Here is a 15,534-nt window from a genome sequence, read left to right on the forward strand (position 1 = left end):
GGCCGCAGCTGCGCCAGCGCCCCGCCGGTCAGCGCCACCGCGGCGGCCAGCGCCGCCGCGCCGACCACCGTACGGCGGCGGTGCCGCAGCCGGCGGCCCCCCGCCAGGATGTCCGTCACCGGCGCCGGGCCGATCCGCGCGCCGGCCGCCGCCTCGGCGAGGCCGAGCCCCACCCACAGGTCCGTGCCGTCGTCCACGCCCACCCCGTCCGGTTCCCGGTCCATGCCGCCCCTCATGCCGCTCCTCCGATGTGCGTCGTGTCCTTGAGTCCCACCAGTGCCGTGACCTGCCGCAGCCGCGCGATGCCCTTCGCCGCGTGGCTGCGCACCGCGCCCACCGAGCACCCCATGGCGGCCGCCGTCTGGCTGTCGCTCAGGTCCTCCCAGTGCCGCAGCACCACCGCCTCGCGCTGGCGCGGCGGCAGGGTGGCCAGCGCGGCCAGCAGGGCCCCGCGCTGGTCGGAGCGGGCGTAGCCGTCCTCCACCCCCGCCGCGTCCGGCACCGCGTCCACCAGCAGCTCCGGCGCCCGGCGGCGCCAGCGGCGGGCGTGCTGGTTGACCAGGATCCGCCGCACATAGGCGTACGGATCGTCGGCCCGGCGCACCTTCGACCAGGCCGCGCAGGCCTTCTCGGCGGCCGACTGCACCAGGTCCTCGGCCGCGTACTGCTCGCCGGCCAGCAGGTACGCCGTCCGTACCAGGCGCGGCCAGACCGTGACGATGAACGCCTGGAACCCGTCGTCCCGATCGTCTTTCGCTTCTCCCATGAGCACCTCCGAGCACCTCCTTCACCCGTCCAGAGCCCGGGGGCGGTCGAAAGCGCTTACCCGCGGCCGCGGCGGCTTCAAATCGCTTGGGGAACGGCGGCGGGGACACTACGATCCGCCGAATGATCATTTCTCATGACGTAGCGGGCAGCGGGCCCGCCGTGGTGCTGCTGCACTCCTCGGTGTGCGACCGGCGGATGTGGGACGCGCAGTGGCAGCCGCTGGTCGACGCCGGACACCGGGTGGTCCGCTGCGACTTCCGCGGCTTCGGCGACACGCCGCTCGCGGACGCCCCGTACAGCGACGCCGGGGACGTCCTGGCCCTGCTCGACCACCTGGGCATCGGGACCGCCGCCCTGGTCGGCGCCTCCTACGGCGGCCGGATCGCCCTGACGGCGGCCGCGCTGCGCCCCGAGGCGGTCACCAGGCTGGCCCTGCTCGGCGCGGGCATGCCCGGACACCAGCCCAGCGACACCCTGCGCGCCTTCGGCGGGCGCGAGGACGAGCTGATCGAGGCCGGGCGGATCGACGAGGCCGTCGAGCTGAACGTCGAGTCCTGGCTCGGCCCGGAGGCCGACGAGCGGACCCGTGCGCACGTCCGCCGGATGCAGCGCCACGCCTTCGACGTCCAGATGACGGCGACGGTCGGCTCCGACCGCGAGGACGTCGACCTCGGCCGGATCACCGCCCCCACCCTGGCCGTGTCCGGCGCCCACGACTTCCCGGACTTCCGGGACATCGCCGCCGCCCTCCCCGCCCTCCTCCCCGACGCCCGCCACCAGGAGCTCCCCTGGGCCGGCCACCTCCCCAGCCTGGAGCGCCCGGCCGACACCACCGCCCTGCTGCTCGCCTTCCTCCACGAGGACGGCCAGGCCGCGCGGTAGCGGCGAGCCGTGCGGTGGCGACGGCGGTGAGCCCGTCGCGGGGCAGCCCGTGGAGGGAAAGCCCGGACCCGAACGTGTGTCGGGAGCCATGATGACGGGGTGCACTTCACCACGGAATCCAGCGCGGACGGCGTGACGCAGCGCCACTTCACCCTCGACGGCGCGCCCGGAGTGCTCTGGCAGCCGGACGGATCGCCCCTCGGCGGGCGGCCGTTGGTGCTGCTGGGGCACGGCGGTGGCCAGCACAAGCTGGGTCCGGGACTGGTGGACCGGGCCCGGCGGTTCGTGCGGCGGCACGGGTTCGCGGCGGTGGCGCTGGACGCGCCGGGGCACGGGGAGCGGACGCGCAGCGCCCAGGACGAGCGGTTCGCCACCGAGATCGGGGAGTTGATCGCGGCGGGCCGGCCGGTCAGCGCCTGGGTGGCGCGGCACACGGCGGCGCTCGCGGAGCGGGCGGTGCCGGAGTGGGTGGCGGTGCTGGACGCGCTGAGCGGTGAGGCGGAGCGCCCCGGTCGGGCTGAGGGCCCCGGACAGACGGAGCGCCCCGGTCGGGTGGAGGACCCCGGACACGCGGAGGGCCTCGGGCCGGTCGGGTACTGGGGGTTGTCGCTGGGGAGCGCGATCGGCATCCCGCTGGCGGCGGCCGAACCGCGCGTCGCCGTCGCGGTGTTCGGGCTGACGGGGCACGCGTCGCAGACGGAGGCGGCGGGGCGGGTCGGCGTGCCGGTGGAGTTCCTCCTCCAGTGGGACGACGCGCTGGTCCCGCGCGAGGGGGCGCTGGCGCTGTTCGGCGCGCTGGGTTCGCGGGAGAAGACGCTGCACGCCAACCCCGGGGGCCACCTGGAGGTGCCGGAGCCCGAACTGGAGTCGTCGGAACGGTTCCTGGCGCGGCATCTGATCCGGGCGGGAGTGAGCGCGGCCCCGGCATAGCCGATGCCAACCGTCAGTAAAACTTCGCAAAGGATTTCTCCCTGCAACGAACCCGACGGGCCGTGACTTCAACAGATTGTTGCAGCTCAGCGGCCCGATGGTCACCCTTCGTGGATTTGGCATAACACCCCGTACCCCCTGGACTTCGCAAACCATAGGAGTACGGTTCCGGAGGAATCGCCGGGGCCGACATTCAGGCAGGCCGGCCGTACCGGAAAATTGGTGCGCAGCATGGGTTTGCAACAGGGTGGGGAGAGCGCCTCGGTGGCGACTCGTCCGATATCCGCCAGGGTGGTCGCGGAGGTCCTGCGCGGCGTCGCGCAGGTCGATTTCATGCCGTCCGTCGTCTGCGGACTCTTCTTCGTGGCCGCACTGTTCGCCGCCGACTGGCGGTACGGCCTCTACGGACTGCTCGGCAGTGCCGTCTCCACCGCCGTCGCGTACGGGCTCGGGCTCGACCGGGAGACCGTCGGGGCGGGGTTGCACGGGTACAACGGCTGCCTGGTGGCGCTGAGTTGCGCCGTCTTCCTGGGTGCCGGGCACCCGGCGACGGTCGCGGTGGCGGCCCTCGGGTCCGCCGTCGCCGTGGTGGTCACGGCGGGGCTCGGGGCGCTGCTCGCCACCTGGCGGCTGCCCGCGCTGACCGCGCCGTTCTGCCTGGTCGCGACGGCCGTCACGGCGGCCGCCCCCGGCTTCCGGCGACTGTGGCAGGGCGCGGGCGCACCCGCCGCGCTGCCCGTCCCGGCCGACGGGCCGACCGGGCTGAGCTGGGACCAGCTCTGGCACGGCTTCTTCGCGAACATCGGTCAGATCTTCTTCATGCCGCAGTGGTACGTCGGACTGCTGTTCCTGGCCGGGCTGTTCGCGGCGAGCCGGCTCGCGGGCCTGATGGCCTGCGCGGGGAGCGCCACCGGGCTGCTCACGGCCTGGGTGTTCGGCGCCCCCGGCGAGGCGGTCGGACAGGGCCTGCTCGGGTACAGCGGCGTCCTGGTCGCCCTCGCGCTGTGCGGGGTGTTCCTGGCGCCCGACGCCTGGAGCGCGGCGTACGCCCTGGTCGGTGCGGCCGGCGCGACCGTGCTCACGCCGGCGCTCGGCGCGGCCTCCGCGCCCTTCGGCGGTCACGCCTTCACCTGGCCGTTCGTACTGACCACACTGCTGTTCCTGGCGGCAGTGCCGGCCGTCCCGCGCCTGCGCCGGACTTGATTCCGCGTCCGACGCAGCCGAATTCATCTGATGTCGAGAACCCCGGGCTCACCGAAGCCCGTTGAGCATCTTTCTGCATTCCATCGGATTCTCGGAAAGGAAGAGTGATACCCGTGAATCTCTCGCCGCGTGAGATCGACAAGCTGTACATCTACGTCGTCGCCGATCTGGCCCGCAAACGCCGGGACCGCGGCGTCAAGCTGAACTACAGCGAGGCCTGCGCGCTGATCAGCGAGGCGATCATGGAGGGCGCCCGGGACGGCCGCACCGTCGCCGAGTGCATGGAGATCGGCAAGCAGGTCGTCGGCGGCGAGGACGTCATGCCGGGCGTGCGCGAGATGCTCCCGCTGCTCCAGGTCGAGGCGGCGTTCGTGGACGGGACCAAGCTGGTCTCCTGCCACGACCCGGTGGGTGCCTGAGTGATGACCCGGTCCCATGCCGCCGCCGCCGTGGTGCTGGCCGGCGGCCACGAGAGCGACGGCGGCCGGGACCTCGCGGCGCTGGCGGCCCGCGAGTCCACCGTGCACGCCGCGGCCCCCGCGGGCCGTCCGCTCACCGAGGCCGTCCGGTCCGCGCTCGCCGCAGCGGGCGACGGGCCGGTGTGCGTCGTACCGATGACGCTCGGCCGCGACCCGAAGCTCGTCGCCGACACCGCCCGGGCGCTGCGCTGGCTGGCCGCCGGGGAGGGCCGCGGACGGCTCGCCCTGACCGCGCCCTTCGGCGCCGCCGACCACCTGATCGGCTGGCTGCGCGCCGCCGCCGGCCCCGCCCCCGACGGCGCGGTGCTGGTCACCGCCCCGGCGGCCGGCCCCTTCGAGGACGCCGAACTGTTCCGGATCGCCCGCCTCGCCCGCCAGTACGGGCGGCACCGGTGGGTCGAGGTCGCCTTCGACGGCGGCGACCCGGACCCGGCCGAGGGCGCCGAACGCTGCCGGCTGCTCGGCGCCCGCGAGGTGACGGCCGTTCCGGCCTCCTTCGGGCCGGCCCTGCGCACCGCGCTGCCCGGCGTACGGGACGGCGGCCCGCTGCTGCGGCCGTCCGCCGTCGCCGGGGTGGTCGCGGCCCGGACGGCGGCGGCGCTGCACCTGCTCGGGCACGGGGAGGACGGCATCCTGGCCGGCCTCGACGCCGAGCACGGGCACGGCTACGCGCACAGCCACGGGCCGGGGGAGCAGAGCCACGGTCACAGCCACGGGCCGGGCGGGCACCAGCACGGCCACGCGGCCCACCCGCACCACCCGCACCACCCGCACCACCCGCACCACCCGCACCACCCGCACCACCCCAGCCACACCCACGAACCCGCACACACCCCCCACTGACCCGGCAGAGAGGAAGGCCAGCCATGTCTGGTGGCGCCGCGTACCTGTACGGCGACGACCCGGTGGAGATCAACGCCGGCCGCGCCAAGGCCACCGTCACGGTCAGCAACACCGGTGACCGGGCGATCCAGGTCGGATCCCACTACCACTTCTTCGAGGCCAACCGCGCCCTCGACTTCGACCGCAACGCCGCCTTCGGCAAACACCTGGACATCCCGGCCGGCACCGCCGTCCGGTTCGAGCCGGGCGACACCAAGGACGTCACGCTCGCCGAGTTCGGCGGCCACCGCCGCCTGGTCGGCTTCGCCAACCTCGTGGACGGCGGCATCACCGCCCCCGCCACCCGCGCCCGCGCCGTCGACCGGGCCATCGCCCTCGGCTTCAAGGGCACCAACCTCGACCACAAGGAAGACCGGCCCCGGGACTTCCACACGGAGACCCACCCGGAAGGCGACCGCTGATGGCCATCCTCTCCCGCAGGCAGTACACCGACCTCTTCGGCCCCACCGTCGGCGACCGCTTCCACCTCGCCGACACCAACCTCCTGGTCGAGGTCGAACAGGACTTCAACCAGGGCCACTACGGCGACGAGGCCGTCTACGGCGGCGGCAAGGGCATCCGCGACGGGATGGCCCAGGACCCGGCCGCGACCTCCCTCCAGGGCGCCCTCGACCTGGTCATCACCAACGTGGTCGTCATGGACGCGGTGCTCGGCGTGGTCAAGGGCGACATCGGCGTCAAGGACGGCCTCATCGTCGCGGTCGGCAAGGCGGGCAACCCGCACACCCAGAGCGGCGTGCACCCGCGGCTGGTGATCGGCCCCGGCACCGAGGTGATCTCCGGCGAGCACCTGATCGCCACCGCCGGCGGCATCGACACCCACATCCACTTCATCGCCCCGCAGCAGGTGCAGGAGGCGCTGAGCAACGGCATCACCACCCTGATCGGCGGCGGCACCGGCCCGTCCGACGGCACCAACGGCACCACCTGCACCCCCGGCCCGTGGAACATCCACCGGATGTACCAGGCCGTCGAGGACCTGCCGGTCAACGTCGGCCTGCTGGGCAAGGGCAACGGCTCGCTGCCCGGCGCGCTGCGCGAGCAGGTCGAGGCGGGCGTGTGCGGCCTCAAGGTGCACGAGGACTGGGGCAGCACTCCGGCTGCTATCGACAGCGCGCTGAGCGTCGCCGACGAGTACGACGTGCAGGTGGCCATCCACACCGACACCCTCAACGAGTCCGGCTACTTCGAGGACACCCTGTCCGCGATCGACGGCCGCACCATCCACACCTTCCACACCGAGGGCGCGGGCGGCGGCCACGCCCCCGACATCATGCGGATCGCCGGCGAGCCCAACGTGCTGCCGTCCTCCACCAACCCGACGCTGCCCTACACCGTCAACTCGGTGGACGAGCTGCTGGACATGGTGATGGTCTGCCACCACCTCAGCCACAACATCCCCGAGGACGTCTCCTTCGCCGACTCCCGGGTCCGCGCCGAGACCATCGCCGCCGAGACCGTGCTGCACGACGAGGGCGTCATCTCGATCTTCTCCTCCGACTCGCAGGCGATGGGCCGGATCGGCGAGTCCTTCACCCGGGCCTTCCAGACCGCCCACCACTGCAAGGAGCAGCGCGGCAAGCTGGCCGGCGACAGCGAGCGCAACGACAACGCCCGCGTCCTGCGCTACCTCGCCAAGCTCACCATCAACCCCGCCGTCGCCTCCGGCACCGCCGACCACATCGGCTCGCTGGAGCCCGGCAAGCTCGCCGACATCGTGCTCTGGCCGATCAACTCCTTCGCCGCCAAGCCGAAGATGGTCATCAAGGGCGGCGTGATCAACTGGGCGCTGATGGGCGACCCGAACGCCTCGCTGCCCACCCCCCAACCGGTCTACTACCGCCCGATGTTCGGCCAGTACGGGCGGGCGAAGCAGGCCACCCGGGTGTCCTTCATGTCGCAGGCCGCCGTCGACCTCGGGGTTCCGGCCCAACTCGGCCTGGAGAGCCGGGTGCTGCCGGTGCGGCGCTGCCGTACGGTCGGCAAGCAGCACATGGTGCGCAACGACGCGCTGCCGAAGATCGCGGTCGACCCGGAGACGTACAAGGTCACCCTGGACGGCGAGCCCGCCACCATCGAACCGGCCCGCGAGCTGCCGCTCAACCACCTGTTCTACCTCGCGTGAGCCCCGTCACCGAGACGCGGCCGGGCCTGGATGCCATGGGCGGCCTGGACGCTGTGGACGGCCTGGGGGATCCGGACGGCCTGGACGGCCTGGATGCCCTGCTGGTCTGCCTCCAGCTGACCGACTCGGCCTTCCCCAGCGGCTTCTACACCCTCTCGCACGGGCTGGAGGGCTACGCCCAGGCCAAGGCCGTCACCCCGGACACCCTGCCCGGGCTGCTCGCCGACCTGCTGCGGCACGGCGTCGGGCCGTCCGACGCCACGGCCCTGGTCCTGGCCCACCGGGCGGCCACGGCGGGCGACTGGGAGCTGCTCGCCGAGACCGACCAGCGGCTGCACGCCACCAGGCTCAACCGCGAGCTGCGCCTGGCCGCCACCCGGACCGGTCGCCAACTCCTGGACATCGCCCGGGAGTCGGTGGGCGGCGAGCCGCTGGAGCGGTACGCCGCGCTGGTCGCGGAGAAGCGGGCCCCCGGCTGCCAGGCGGTGGCGGCCGGGGTGGCGTACGCCTCGGCCGGCGTCCCGGTCCAACAGGCCGTCACCAGCGACCTGTTCGCGTTCTGCACCAGCTTCGTCGGTGCGGCGCTGAGGCTCCGGCTGACCGACCACCGCAAGGCGCAGGTGGTGCTGCGGGCGGCCTCCCCGGTGATCCGGGAGGTCGTATCCGCCGCCCTGGAACGGGACTTGGCGGACCTCGGCGGCTGCGTGCCGGTCGCGGACGCCATGTCCGGGCGGCACGAGCGGGCGGAGGCCCGGCTGTTCATGAGCTGACCGCCCGATGCGAACGTGCGCCACAGAAGAACGACCGACAGAAGGAGGAGAGTTGACCGAGAACGTGCTCCGCGTGGGCATCGGCGGACCGGTGGGCTCCGGCAAGACGGCGCTGATCGAGGCGCTCGTCCCGGTGCTGATCGCCCGCGGCCACCGCCCGGCGGTCATCACCAACGACATCTACACCCAGGAGGACGCCCAGCACGTGCGGCGCACCCTGGCCGGGATGCTGGACCCCGAGCGGGTCGTCGGCGTGGAGACCGGCGCCTGCCCGCACACCGCCGTACGGGACGACCCGACGATGAACCTCGCGGCCGGCGCCGAGATGCTGGAACGCTTCCCGGACGTCGACACCCTGCTGTACGAGTCCGGCGGCGACAACCTCACGCTGACCTTCAGCCCGGTGCTGGTCGACCTCTTCCTCTTCGTCCTCGACACCGCCGAGGGCGAGAAGATGCCCCGCAAGCGCGGCCCGGGCATCACCGAGTCGGACCTGCTGGTCATCAACAAGATCGACATCGCCCAGTACGTCCGCGCCGACCTCGGGGTGATGGAGTCCGACGCCCACCGGGTGCGCGAGGGCGGACCGGTGGTGCTCACCAACTGCCTGACGGGGGAGGGGCTGGAGGAGATCGCGACCTTCCTGGAGACCTTCCGCAAGGTCCCGGCGTGACAGCCTCCCCGGCTGCGGCGGTGCCCCGGCTCGACCCCCGGCACTACGAGCCGGCCCGTGTCCCGTACGAGGTCCGCCGCCACGCCGGGACGCCCGACACCCTCGCGGTCGGACGTCCCGGCAAGGTCGGGCTGCTGGAGCTGGCCTTCGAGCGGGTCGGCGGACGCACCGAACTCACCGGCCACTACCAGAAGTCGCCGCTGCAGATCATGCGCCCGCTCTACTTCGACCCGGCCCGCCCCGACCTCGCCGTCACCTTCCTGATGTCCACCGGCGGCGGCATCCTCCAGGCCGACCGGCTCCGCACCGACCTGCACTGCGGCGCCGACACGGCGGTCCACCTGACCACCCAGGCCGCCACCAAGGTCTACCGGATGGAGCACGACTACGCGACGCAACTGGTCAACCTGACGGCCGGGCCGCGCGCCTACGTCGAGTACCTGCCCGAGCCGGTGATCCCCTTCGTCGACTCGCGCCTCTACCAGCGGACCGTCCTCACCGTCGACCCGGACGCGACCGTACTGGCGGGCGAGACCGTCCTGGCCGGCCGCCTCGCCCGGGGCGAGCGCAACGCCTACCGGGTGTTCGCCTCGGACCTCGAAGTGCGGCGCCCAGGTGGTGAATTGGTGGCACTGGACACCGTGCGGCTGGAGCCCTCGCCGGGTGGAGGCGGAGGCGGAGGGGGTGGCAGGGGTGCCGGGGTCACCGGGCCGGCGGTGCTGGCCGGGCACGACGTGATGTCCAGCCTGTACGTCCTCAGCCCGCTCGCCCCGGCGGCGCGGATCGCGGACGTCCTGCACGAGGCGGTGGCCGGCTGCGGCCAGGAGTACGGCGAACTGCTCTACGGGGTCAGCGTGCTGCCGCAGGACAGCGGTGCCTGGCTGCGGCTGCTCGGCTCCGACACCCGGGCCTGCGCCGCCGCCCTGCGCGCGGCCTGGGACGCGGTCCGGCGGCTGCTGATCGGGGTGCCGGCGCCGGAGCTGCGGAAGACGTAGGGCCGTCGGCCGGCGCAGCCGGTCGTGATCTTCTTCCGGATCCGGCGCAACCCCGGGGCCGGGTGCGCGGTCCTGTCTGGCGTGAACGACGATGCGAGACGGGACGCCGTGCCGGACGAGGTGGGCAAGAAGGTGCCGGACGAGGCGCGCGAGACGGCGCCGGACGAGGCGCGCGATGCGGTGCCGGATGACGTGCGCGATGCAGTGCCGGACAGTGTGCCGACGCCACCGGCCCGGCGCCGGGTCAACCGCCGGCGGCTGCTGACGGGCGCCGCCGCCCTGGGCGCCCTCGCGGCCGCCGCCGGTGTCAACGAGTGGGCCCGCCGAAAGAGCTCCCACGGCCCGCGACTCTGGCGGACGACCGCCGCGAGCGGGCGGCTCGTGCTGTCCGCCGACCGCCGACAGGGCCTCTACGCCTCCGGCTTCGACGGCTGCGTGCGCGCCCTCGACCCGCGTACCGGCGAAGTCCGCTGGAGCCGTACGGTCAGCACACCCGACGCCGCCGCTGCCCCGGGCGGCTGGCCGTCGGCCGCCGGGGACGGCGTGGTGTGCGTGGCCACCGACACCCGTCTGCGGGTCCTGGACGCGGCGTCGGGAGAGCAGCGCTGGGAGGCCGCCCTGCCGGACTGGTCCGAGGGCGGGTGGCGGCAAGGCCCCGCCGTCGGCGGCGGCAGCGTGTTCGCGGTGTACGGAAGTTCGGTGCGCTGCTACGACCTGGCCACCGGCGAGCCGCGCTGGACCGGCCCGGCGGGCGTCTCGGCCGCTCTGGCCCTCGACGGCGGCACCGTGTACACGGCGGGGAGGCCGAGGGGGCTCCTGGCGCTGGACGCCCGCACCGGTGAGCGCCTCTGGGAGCGCGACCTCGTCGTCAGCGGCCCACTGACCGTCCACCGGGACGCCCTGCTGGTCTCCTCGCCCCCGGAGACGATGGCCTCCACGATCGTCGCCGCACTGGACCCGGCGACCGGCGCGCAGCTCTGGGCGTCCGTCCAGCACGGGGAGCTGAGCTGCCCTCTGTCGGCCGCCGGTCGGACCGTCTACATGGGCGGCGGGGACCGTCTGTTCGGGTTGGACACGACGACCGGTGACTGGGTCTGGAAGGCCAACACCTTCGCCGGTCGGAAGGGCGGGACCCCGGCCATGGTCGCCACCGAGGACGGCGTCTACGCCTGGTCGGGGGACGGCCGGCTGTGGGCGTTCGACCCGTCGACGGGCGGGATGCGCTGGCAGGACGATTCGGAGGAGGTCGGCCGGATCTCGCTGGCCGCCGCCGGTGGGACCGTCTACCAGGGCGGCCCGGGCGGCGTTCTCGCGCTGGGCGCCCTGCCGGCGCCGCCGGAGGCCTGACCGGGCGGGTTCAGGAGCGGCCCGTCCCGCCCGGCTCGCCCGGTTCCATGGCCGCCAGGCGGGCGACCTGGCGGTGACTGAGCTCGACGGTGCGGTTCATGTGCCGCAGGAGGAAGGCGAGTTCGGCCTCGCTGTCCTCGGCGAAGACGGCCGCCCAGTCGGTGGACAGCTCGCGCCACACCTCCCCGAAGCGCTCCAGCGCCTCGGGGAGGACCGCGACCAGCACCCGGCGGCGGTCGGCCTGGTCGCGCTGCCGGGCGACCAGCCCGGCCTTCTCCAGCCGGTCGACCAGCCGGGTGGCCGAGCCGCTGGTCAGCCCGGTGAGCTCGGCGATCCGGCCGGTGGTGACCGGCCCGTCCTCCAGGGTGAGCAGGTTGAGGCACTGGACGTCGGTCGGGTGCATGCCCAGGTGGTCGGCGACGGCCTGGTTGAACAGCACGTACGAGGCCAGGTAGCGGCGCGAGACCGGCCACAGTCGGGCCATCAGTTCGTCGCGGGTCGTCGTCATGGGGGAAGGGTAACCGGCTGCCCGATAATTGTTTGCGCCGCGCAGAGACCTTTCCCTATGTTGCCTGCATGACGCAGATAACTGAGTCCGCAGCCCCCCGTGCCCGCCTCCTCCCCGTCGCCGTCACCGGCGCCACCGGCGCCCAGGGCGGCGCCACCGCCCGCGCCCTCCTCCGCGCCGGCCGCCCCGTCCGCGCCCTCACCCGGAACCCCGGCTCGCCCGCCGCCACCCAGCTCGCCGCACTCGGCGCCGAACCGGCCCGCGCCGACTTCGACGACCCGACCTCGCTCGCCACCGCCCTCGACGGCACCGGAGCACTGTTCGCGATGTCCACCCCGTTCGGCACCGACCTCGGTGTCGAAGTCCGCCAGGCCACCGCCCTGCTGGACGCCGCCCGGGCAGTCGGAAGCGTCCGGCACGTCGTCTTCACCTCGGCCACGAACGCCGACCGCTCCACCGGCATCCCGCACTTCGACAGCAAACACCGCATCGAACAGCACCTGGCCGGCCTCGGCCTGCCCTGGACCGTCCTCGGCCCGGCCGCCTTCATGGAGAACTACGCCAACGACTGGACCCTCCAGTCCCTCCGCGACGGCGTCTTCCACCTCCCCATGCCCCCCGGCGTCCCACTCCCCGTGATCGCCGCCGACACCATCGGTGCCTTCGCCGCCCACGTCCTGGCCAGGCCTGACGCCTACGCGGGCCGCCGCATCGACATCGCCTCCCAGTGGCGCACCGGCGAGCAGATCGCCGCCGCGATCAGCGCCGCCAGCGGCCGCCCCATCCGCTTCGAACAGGTGCCGCTCTCGGTCGTGGCGGCCCACTCCGAGGACCTCGCCACGATGTTCCGCTACTTCCAGAACCCCGGCCTCACCATCGACACCGCCGCCCTGCACGCCGAACACCCCACCATCGACTGGCAACCCCTGGAAACCTGGGCGGCGGCCCGCACCTGGGACCTGTGAGGGCTTCAGGCACCGGCAGTGAGGTACGCGACGGCTCCGAGCCCGTCCCGGGCGGCCTCGCGGACCTCGATACCAAGGGCGTCCGCCAGGACGTGTTGAAGATCTGATCCCTGGTCGCACGCGACATCGATAACCTCGCCGCCGCTGCCGACCTCGGCCGGATCGCCCGCGCGGTCACGCGGAAGCCGAAGACGCTGCGGTATCGGCCTGAGGCTGTCGACGGCTGCCTTGCGAGCACGGACCCGAACCTGGACACATGAGCGCCTCGGCCGTCCCACCGGCGGCGGACCGAAATCCATTGATGCCCAAAACTGCTGGTCAGCTACGGTGGCGCCATGACTGAGAGCCTGCCCGACGACGTGGCCGACGCACTTGAGCTCATCCTGAGCACGGATGAGCCGGTTCACGTTGTGCTCCGAAAGCAGGTTCCACACCTCAGCGTGCGATCCCGCTGCACATGCGGCTGCGGCACCGCTTATTTCGAGCTCGACATCGACAAGGTGGAGCCCGCCCCGACCGGCACCGGCACTGTCGTGGCTGCCGCTGTGCAGCTCTACACGGAAACCGGCGACTGCCCCGGTGAGGTCCTGGTCTTCACGCAAGGCGGCTACTTGTCGTGGCTGGAGGTCTGTTCCTGGAGCGATGAGATCGAGGTGAATCTGATCGCGGCGATCCGGTGGCTGCGGCCGCCCTCGTGAGCCCGCGTGGTCGGCCCCGGCAGCCTTGGGCCAGGACGTCGCCACGATCCGGCCGACATGACGCGTTCACGTCCGGAGAGGGGGCCGCGCCGTCCTGGGGCAGGGAAAGCAGGAGGTGACGGGCGACGGCGGACTTCCCCGCCCCGGGTCGCCGACCAGGACCACCGGCTCACCGCGAGGCCCGCCGAGGACGGAGAGCACGTCCTCCGTCGCCCGGTTCGGGTATTCGCCGCACGGTCGTTCCAGGGGGACTGCCCGCGGCCGTTCCGGTGATCTCATTGACCACCGAATCTCTGACTCACGTCACTGGGCCAGCCGCTCCACGAACTTGCGCTGCCACGGTGTTTCGACGGCGTGCCGGCTGTAGTGCTCCCGCACGTACGCCACTGCCTCGGCGGCCGGGACGCCGTCCAGGACGGCGATGCAGGCGAGTGCGGTGCCTGTGCGGCCCCGGCCGCCGGCGCAGGCGAGTTCGACGCGTTGGGTGGCGGAGCGTTCCCAGGCTTCGCGGAAGGCGTCGGTGGCGTCCGTGCGGTCGGTGGGGAGGCGGAAGTCGGGCCAGCGTACCCAGCGGCTGGGCCAGTCGACGTGCGGCGGGCGGCCCAACAGGTAGAGGCCGAAGTCGGGTCGGGGGCCGGGCGGCAGGGGCTTGCTGAGGCCGCGGCCGCGCAGGAGGCGGCCGGAGGGCAGGCGCAGGAGCCCGGGGGTGGTCGGGTCCCAGGTGGTCGGGCCCGGGGTGGTGGGGTCGGTCATGTCGGCCATTCCTCAGGTGGGGGAGGGGTGTTCAGGATGCCGCGTGCAGTCCGACCGGGCCGCGGGGCAGACCGGCGCGGTGGGCCAGGGCGGCGGCTTCGCCGCGGGAGGAGACGTCGAGTTTGGCGAGGATGTTGGCGACGTGGAACTTCACCGTCGACTCGCTGATGTGGAGCGCCGCCGCGATGTCCCGGTTGCGGCGGCCCCGCGCGAGCTGGTCGAGGACCTCGAGTTCGCGCGGTTGGAGGCCGTCGAGGGGGTCGGTGGCGAGGACGGGTTCGGGCAGGGCGAGCGGGAGGTCGACGGTCACGGTGGTGCCCCAGCCGGGGACGGCTTCGACGCCGTGGCGTCCGCCGAGGGCGGTGATGCGGTCGGCGGTGCGGTGGACGGTGAGGGCGTCGGGGGTGAGCAGGCCGAGGCCGTCGCCGCGTACGACGGCGCGCAGTTGGCCGTCGGCGGTGAGCTGCCAGCTGACGTGCAGCCGGGTCGGCTTCTCCTGTTCCAGCATCAGCAGGACGGCCACCCGGACGGCGTCGCGGGCGGTGTGGGCGGCGTCCGCCGGGACGGAGCGGTCGGCTTCCGGCGGGGGTGCGACGTCGAGGTGGACCCGGGTGTGCCGCAGCAGCGGGCGCAGTTCGCGCACGAGTCGGGCGAAGGCGGCGTCGGCGGGTTCCTCGCTGAGGGTGCGGTCGAGTTCGGCGCCCTGGCGCAGGTCGAGCAGGGCGGTGACGGCCAGTTCGGTGGCGTTGCGGCGGGCGGTGGCGTCGTCCAGGCCGGTCGAGCGGAGTGGGGCCAGGATCGCGGTGAGCGCGGCGCTGTGGGTGCCGGTGAACTCGGCGATGGCGCGGGCGCGGGCGTTGGCGGAGGCGCGGGAGGCGGCGGTCTGGGTGGGGGCGGCGTCGGTGGCGCGGTGGTCGGAGTGGGCGATGACCAGGTCCCACAGCTGTTGCAGGACGGCGAGTGCCCCGGGGGCGACCGGTTCGGTGCCCGCCCGGACGAGGACGAGGACGGCGCCGCTGTCGTTGCCCGGTGTGGTCGTGACGACGACGACCGGCCGGGACTGTCCGGCGAGTTCGGCCTCGCCCTGCCAGGGGCGGCCGGCGGAGGTGGTCGCGGCCGCCTGTTCGGCCAGCCGGGACAGGTCCAGCGTGCTGATGGCGGCGGTGAGTTCGGGCGGGCCGTAGCTGTGGGAGGGGTTGAACGTGCAGACGCCGCTGAGCTGCGCGAGCGCCGTGTGCGGGACGAGGGTGCCGAGCACGTCGGACAGGCGCAGCAGGAGGTCCGGCCGGGGAGCGCGCAGCACCTCGACGGCCCGTGCGAGCGCGTCCTCGGGGCGGCCCCAGCGGTCGCGCCAGGTCCCGTCCGTGTGCGTCACGTCCGCGCGCGGATCGCCCGTGCCCGCCCCGTCCGTGCGCGTGCGCGTGCCCGTCCCGCCCGTGCCCGTGGCGGTTCCGGGCGGCTCAGTGGTGTCCATGCGGTCCAGCCTAGTTCGGGCGCCGCCGGGCCCGCCTGGCCGTTCGGACAGGTCGAACCGG

The 15,534-nt window shown here is 73.6% G+C and carries 17 protein-coding genes and 1 pseudogene; 13 read left to right on the top strand and 5 right to left on the bottom strand.

The annotated features are described in order from the left end of the window. Nucleotides 1-224, bottom strand: a pseudogene (locus ACWDCZ_RS09460) (hypothetical protein); the annotation flags it as partial. Between the two features lie 8 nt (nucleotides 225-232). Further along, the gene (locus tag ACWDCZ_RS09465; protein ID WP_074004160.1) at nucleotides 233-766 is read right to left on the bottom strand and encodes a SigE family RNA polymerase sigma factor; all 534 of its coding nucleotides are present in this window, start codon (nucleotides 764-766) and stop codon (nucleotides 233-235) included. 122 nt (nucleotides 767-888) lie between these two features. On the opposite strand from ACWDCZ_RS09465, the gene ACWDCZ_RS09470 reads away from it, so the two are divergent. The 11 genes from ACWDCZ_RS09470 (at nucleotide 889) to ACWDCZ_RS09520 (ending at nucleotide 11,075) form a co-directional block, all read left to right on the top strand. Beyond that, on the top strand, nucleotides 889-1,650 hold the full coding sequence (locus ACWDCZ_RS09470; protein WP_416873159.1) for an alpha/beta fold hydrolase: 762 nt from the start codon (nucleotides 889-891) through the stop codon (nucleotides 1,648-1,650). A 99-nt stretch (nucleotides 1,651-1,749) separates the two neighbouring features. After that, the gene (locus ACWDCZ_RS09475) at nucleotides 1,750-2,580 is read left to right on the top strand and encodes a dienelactone hydrolase family protein (protein ID WP_449815627.1); all 831 of its coding nucleotides are present in this window, start codon (nucleotides 1,750-1,752) and stop codon (nucleotides 2,578-2,580) included. 264 nt (nucleotides 2,581-2,844) lie between these two features. After that, nucleotides 2,845-3,783 carry an urea transporter gene (locus tag ACWDCZ_RS09480; RefSeq protein ID WP_387966604.1) on the top strand — a complete coding sequence of 313 codons (939 nt, stop codon included), beginning with the start codon at nucleotides 2,845-2,847 and terminating at the stop codon, nucleotides 3,781-3,783. A 113-nt stretch (nucleotides 3,784-3,896) separates the two neighbouring features. Beyond that, on the top strand, nucleotides 3,897-4,202 hold the full coding sequence (locus tag ACWDCZ_RS09485) for an urease subunit gamma (RefSeq protein WP_117490737.1): 306 nt from the start codon (nucleotides 3,897-3,899) through the stop codon (nucleotides 4,200-4,202). A gap of 3 nt (nucleotides 4,203-4,205) precedes the next feature. Next, entirely contained in the window at nucleotides 4,206-5,105 is a 900-nt protein-coding gene (locus ACWDCZ_RS09490; protein ID WP_449815628.1) for a sirohydrochlorin chelatase, read from the top strand. 23 nt (nucleotides 5,106-5,128) lie between these two features. Then, nucleotides 5,129-5,566: an urease subunit beta gene (locus ACWDCZ_RS09495; RefSeq protein WP_063780133.1), complete on the top strand. Its 438-nt coding sequence runs from the start codon at nucleotides 5,129-5,131 to the stop codon at nucleotides 5,564-5,566. Further along, complete coding sequence (ureC, locus tag ACWDCZ_RS09500) at nucleotides 5,566-7,290, top strand: urease subunit alpha (protein ID WP_049651051.1); 1,725 nt, start codon at nucleotides 5,566-5,568, stop codon at nucleotides 7,288-7,290. Before ACWDCZ_RS09495 ends, ureC begins: the two co-directional genes overlap by 1 nt. Before the next feature lie 35 nt (nucleotides 7,291-7,325). Beyond that, nucleotides 7,326-8,060: an urease accessory protein UreF gene (locus ACWDCZ_RS09505; protein WP_049651050.1), complete on the top strand. Its 735-nt coding sequence runs from the start codon at nucleotides 7,326-7,328 to the stop codon at nucleotides 8,058-8,060. Between the two features lie 52 nt (nucleotides 8,061-8,112). Beyond that, nucleotides 8,113-8,733 (top strand): urease accessory protein UreG, encoded by a 621-nt coding sequence (ureG, locus tag ACWDCZ_RS09510; protein ID WP_049651049.1) that lies wholly within the window; start codon nucleotides 8,113-8,115, stop codon nucleotides 8,731-8,733. Beyond that, a complete protein-coding gene (locus ACWDCZ_RS09515) occupies nucleotides 8,730-9,728 on the top strand; it encodes an urease accessory protein UreD (protein WP_107418839.1) in 999 nt (332 codons plus the stop codon). Before ureG ends, ACWDCZ_RS09515 begins: the two co-directional genes overlap by 4 nt. A gap of 81 nt (nucleotides 9,729-9,809) precedes the next feature. Then, the gene (locus ACWDCZ_RS09520) at nucleotides 9,810-11,075 is read left to right on the top strand and encodes an outer membrane protein assembly factor BamB family protein (protein ID WP_449815629.1); all 1,266 of its coding nucleotides are present in this window, start codon (nucleotides 9,810-9,812) and stop codon (nucleotides 11,073-11,075) included. A gap of 10 nt (nucleotides 11,076-11,085) precedes the next feature. Here ACWDCZ_RS09520 and ACWDCZ_RS09525 read toward each other — a convergent pair whose 3' ends face one another. After that, nucleotides 11,086-11,583: a MarR family winged helix-turn-helix transcriptional regulator gene (locus tag ACWDCZ_RS09525; protein ID WP_416873152.1), complete on the bottom strand. Its 498-nt coding sequence runs from the start codon at nucleotides 11,581-11,583 to the stop codon at nucleotides 11,086-11,088. A 68-nt stretch (nucleotides 11,584-11,651) separates the two neighbouring features. On the opposite strand from ACWDCZ_RS09525, the gene ACWDCZ_RS09530 reads away from it, so the two are divergent. Both ACWDCZ_RS09530 and ACWDCZ_RS09535 read left to right on the top strand, forming a co-directional pair. Further along, on the top strand, nucleotides 11,652-12,548 hold the full coding sequence (locus ACWDCZ_RS09530; protein ID WP_449815630.1) for an NmrA/HSCARG family protein: 897 nt from the start codon (nucleotides 11,652-11,654) through the stop codon (nucleotides 12,546-12,548). Between the two features lie 335 nt (nucleotides 12,549-12,883). After that, the gene (locus tag ACWDCZ_RS09535; RefSeq protein ID WP_117490749.1) at nucleotides 12,884-13,246 is read left to right on the top strand and encodes a hypothetical protein; all 363 of its coding nucleotides are present in this window, start codon (nucleotides 12,884-12,886) and stop codon (nucleotides 13,244-13,246) included. Between the two features lie 303 nt (nucleotides 13,247-13,549). Here ACWDCZ_RS09535 and ACWDCZ_RS09540 read toward each other — a convergent pair whose 3' ends face one another. Both ACWDCZ_RS09540 and ACWDCZ_RS09545 read right to left on the bottom strand, forming a co-directional pair. Further along, the gene (locus tag ACWDCZ_RS09540; RefSeq protein ID WP_449815631.1) at nucleotides 13,550-13,999 is read right to left on the bottom strand and encodes a protein-tyrosine phosphatase family protein; all 450 of its coding nucleotides are present in this window, start codon (nucleotides 13,997-13,999) and stop codon (nucleotides 13,550-13,552) included. Nucleotides 14,000-14,030: 31 nt separating this feature from the next. Further along, nucleotides 14,031-15,473 carry a LuxR C-terminal-related transcriptional regulator gene (locus tag ACWDCZ_RS09545; protein WP_449815632.1) on the bottom strand — a complete coding sequence of 481 codons (1,443 nt, stop codon included), beginning with the start codon at nucleotides 15,471-15,473 and terminating at the stop codon, nucleotides 14,031-14,033. Between the last annotated feature and the right edge of the window lie 61 nt (nucleotides 15,474-15,534).

Source organism: Kitasatospora sp. NPDC001225, assembly GCF_053597855.1.